5 protein-coding genes are annotated in these 3,701 nt (G+C 66.1%); 1 reads left to right on the forward strand and 4 read right to left on the reverse strand.

The features are described 5' to 3' along the window. Nucleotides 1-17 precede the first annotated feature (17 nt). The 3 genes from JOZ76_RS16565 to JOZ76_RS16575 all read right to left on the reverse strand — a co-directional run bounded on the left by JOZ76_RS16565 (nucleotide 18) and on the right by JOZ76_RS16575 (nucleotide 1,586). Nucleotides 18-443 carry a type II toxin-antitoxin system VapC family toxin gene (locus JOZ76_RS16565; RefSeq protein ID WP_291699799.1) on the reverse strand — a complete coding sequence of 142 codons (426 nt, stop codon included), beginning with the start codon at nucleotides 441-443 and terminating at the stop codon, nucleotides 18-20. Then, nucleotides 443-712 (reverse strand): type II toxin-antitoxin system Phd/YefM family antitoxin, encoded by a 270-nt coding sequence (locus JOZ76_RS16570; RefSeq protein ID WP_291699801.1) that lies wholly within the window; start codon nucleotides 710-712, stop codon nucleotides 443-445. Before JOZ76_RS16570 ends, JOZ76_RS16565 begins: the two co-directional genes overlap by 1 nt. A gap of 100 nt (nucleotides 713-812) precedes the next feature. Next, a complete protein-coding gene (locus JOZ76_RS16575) occupies nucleotides 813-1,586 on the reverse strand; it encodes an SDR family NAD(P)-dependent oxidoreductase (RefSeq protein ID WP_291699803.1) in 774 nt (257 codons plus the stop codon). Nucleotides 1,587-1,825: 239 nt separating this feature from the next. On the opposite strand from JOZ76_RS16575, the gene JOZ76_RS16580 reads away from it, so the two are divergent. Beyond that, the gene (locus tag JOZ76_RS16580) at nucleotides 1,826-2,800 is read left to right on the forward strand and encodes a DUF2155 domain-containing protein (protein ID WP_291699805.1); all 975 of its coding nucleotides are present in this window, start codon (nucleotides 1,826-1,828) and stop codon (nucleotides 2,798-2,800) included. A gap of 100 nt (nucleotides 2,801-2,900) precedes the next feature. Here JOZ76_RS16580 and aat read toward each other — a convergent pair whose 3' ends face one another. Next, entirely contained in the window at nucleotides 2,901-3,578 is a 678-nt protein-coding gene (gene aat / locus JOZ76_RS16585; protein ID WP_291699807.1) for a leucyl/phenylalanyl-tRNA--protein transferase, read from the reverse strand. Nucleotides 3,579-3,701: the final 123 nt, after the last annotated feature.

Here is a 3,701-nt window from a genome sequence, read left to right on the forward strand (position 1 = left end):
TGTTGCCGCGCGCTCTGTCAAGATCTCCGGCCGGACCGATAGGTGTAAGGATCGAGTACGGCAACGGCGGTCGGCTCGAAGTCAGAGATGTTGCGCGTGACGACTGTCAGTCCGTGCTCCAGCGCTGTCGCGGCGATCATCAGATCGGCGCTGCTGTTGCCAAGCGTGGCACTCAAGATGCCCCAGCGCCGCGCCGTTCGCAGGTCGAACGGCAGCACGTGATCTGCGTATAGGGCCAGCACACGATCGAGCCAAAGCGACAGTGCGTCGGCAAATTCGGGATTTGCGGCGCGCTGCCGCACGATGCCGCGTTCGATTTCGCCGATACTGCTGACGCTCAGAAAGAGATCAGACGTACGTTGCGCTTCGAGCCATGCGACGACCGCCGGATTGGGTTCACGCCTGCGGGTCTCAGATAGTGTGACGGTGTCGATCAGGAACATCACAGTTCAAGGTCGCGCAACCGCACCGGTTCGCGCGGAAACTCGCCGTCGTCTCGTGGCATCTCGAGCAGCACTTTGGCCAAGGACGGTGCTTGCGCGCGCTCAAGCCGCTGCAAGCGATCGTATTCCGTCGCATCGATCACGACCACAGCGGGCGTGCCGTGTTTCGTCACCGTTTGAGGTGCGCGCCTCGCGGCCTCCACGACTTCACTGAACTTGTTCTTCGCGTCCTGGACCGACCAAGTGTGTTTGGATTTGCGCGCGGCCATGACTTTTCCATCTGGCTAGATATTCTAGCCAGAATATGCGTCCCGGTGCCCGCGATGGTCAAGGCCGCGCCGGTCGGTCGTTGGCCGGATTTTGCCCGCGCTACCCCGCCGTGCGTCCGCCATCGACGGTGTAGGCCGAGCCCGAGACATAGCTCGCATCATCGGAAGCAAGGAACGCCACGATGGCGGCGACCTCGTCGGCCTGGCCGAGCCGGCGCGCGGGGACGCGCTCGATTGCCCTGGGCGGTGTTGCCGTGCTGCCGTAGCGGCCTTCGAAGATCGCGCCCAGCATGCGGCTCTCGATCAGGCCGGGACAGACGCAGTTGACGCGCACGCCGGTGCCGGCGCATTCGGTCGCGACGCTCTTGGTGAGCCCGATCACCGCATGCTTGCTGGCGCTGTAGACCGCGGTGTGCGGCGATCCCAACAGCCCCGCGATCGAAGCGGTGTTGATGATGCTGCCGGCGTTCTGCTTCAGCATCACCGCGAGCACGTGCTTGAGACCCAGGAAGACGCCGACCACGTTGACGTCGATGACCCGGCGGAAGGCGTCAAGCGAATAGTCGGTGATCGGTTTCACCTCGCCCTCGATGCCGGCATTGTTGAAGAACACGTCGATGCGGCCGAAGCGGTCCATGGCGACGCCGACATAGCGGAGGACATCGTCCTCGACCGTCACATCGGCGCCGACCGCGACCGCCTCCGCGGAAGCCGGGAGATCGCCGATGACAGCTTTGAGATCTTCCGTCCTGCGATCGATCGCGACGATGCGTGCGCCGCGTTCCGCGAGCAGGCGAACGGTCGCCGCCCCGATGACGCCGGCAGCCCCAGTGACGACGGCAACCCTGCCGTCCAGTCGGATTCGGTCTGGCATGTGATTTCCTCAAATCTTGTGTCCGGTTGCTCCGGATGCTGTCCGGCGCGGGTGCGCCGGCTTGTCGGATTTGAACTATCCCATTGATGGAACTGGGTGAACAGTGGGGAGCTGGAACCGCGCGCCCTTCCCCCGCCGTATTCGGCGTGTTAACGGAGGGCTGCAAATCACCAGGCGGCGAACGGCACCTACGCGGTACGATATTCAAGCGCCCGATTCGCCTGTAAAAGCCGTGCGAGATGTTTCGAACCATCGCTTTGACCGGTTTTGCGGTCCTTCTGGCCGCTGCCACCATCCCGTTCGCGCCGGAGGCGCGGGCGCAGATCGGCAACATCTTCTCTGACCAGCCGCTGCGGCCGCCCGGCAGCGTTCCGCGCGGCGGCCAGCCCCAGCCGCAGATCGAGGACGACGAGGAAGTGCCGGCCCTGCCGCAGGGCCGGGTGCTGCCCGCGCCAAACCGTTCCTATCAGGGTCAGCAGGGCTCGGCGTTGCCGGGACCGGTGCAGTCGCAGCCGCTGCCGCCACCTCCGGGGACCACTGTGGTGCCGCAAAACGCGCCGCCGGCCGTTGCCGCGACCCCGCCCGACACCAGGGGCGGGGCTGCGCCGCCCGCCGCGGCGCTGCCGAAGAACGTGCCGCAGACGCCCGCATCGCTGCAGCCCGGTGACGAGGTGGTGACCGAGCCGCCGGCGCAAAAGATCATCAACAAGAAGGCGAGCTTTTCCGGTCTCGACAAGATCACCGGCCGCATCATCAATTTCGACGAGGACATCGGCGAGACGGTGCAGTTCGGCGCGCTGCGGGTGAAGACCGATGCCTGCTATACCCGGCCGGCGACCGAAGCGGCCAACACCGATGCCTTTGTCGAGGTCGACGAGATCACGCTGCAGGGCGAGGTGAAGCGGATCTTTTCCGGCTGGATGTTCGCGGCTAGCCCCGGCCTCCATGCGGTGGAGCATCCGATTTACGACATCTGGCTGACCGACTGCAAAGGGCCGGAGACCACGATCGTGAGCGCGCAGCCCGACCCGCCGAAGCCGCCGGCCGCACCGGCCGGCCAGAAGCGTCCGCCGCAGCAGAAGCAGACGGCGCCGCGTCCGCCGCCGCCGCAGCTTCAGCCCCAACAGCCCTATCAGCAGACTCAGCAGCAGCCTCCGCCGCCACCTCCGCCGCCGCAACAGCAGCCGGGCGGCCTGTTCTCGATCTTCCGCTGATTGTCATTCCGGGGCATCGCGCAGCGATGAACCCGGAATCTCGAGGTTCCGGGTTCGATGCTTCGCATCGCCCCGGAACGACGGTGGGACAAGTGCGTGCCTACCTACCCGCGATGATCGTGAGCGCGTCGGCACCCAGGATCGGCCGGTCGACCGGCAGCTTCGAAAAATCCGCCGCCTGGCCGCGGATCGCCTTGTCGAGCAGGGCGGTGTAGCGGCGGCGCGGGATTTCGATCGCGCCGAAGGTCTTGAGGTGCTCGGTCACATATTGCGTGTCCAGAAGCTCGAAGCCGCCGGCGATCAGGCGCGCGATCAGATGCACCAGGGCGACCTTCGAGGCGTCGCGGATGCGGTGGAACATGCTTTCGCCGAAAAAGGCGCGGCCGAGGCTCACGCCATAGAGGCCGCCGACGAGGTCGCCGTCGCGCCAGACCTCGACGCTGTGACAGTGGCCCAGCCGGTGCAGGCCGGTATAGAGGTCGCGAATGCGCCGGTTGATCCAGGTCTCCTCGCGTCCCTCCTGCGGCGCGGCGCAGCCGGTGATGACGGCGGCGAAGGCCTGATTGACGGTGACCGTGAATGCGTCCGAGCGCACGGTCCGGGCGAGGCGCGAGGCGACGCGAAAGCCGTCGAGCGGAATGATGCCGCGCATTTCCGGCTCGACCCAGAACAGGCTCGGATCGTCCGCGCTCTCGGCCATCGGGAAGATGCCGCAGGCGTATGCACGCAACAGCATTTCGGGTGTGATTTCGGAAGCTGCGGAGTCGCGCGAAGTCATGATCGCTACAATAGCAGGATCGCGATGCCGGTGCGATGGGTGCGAACGCGCGGCGCGGACTAGCCGGCCGCGGCGCTGTTCGTCTTGTCTGAGAGGGCGGCGGGGGTACGCTGGAACCGCAGG

Origin of the sequence: Bradyrhizobium sp. (assembly GCF_019244115.1) — a bacterium.
Lineage (GTDB): Bacteria > Pseudomonadota > Alphaproteobacteria > Rhizobiales > Xanthobacteraceae > Bradyrhizobium.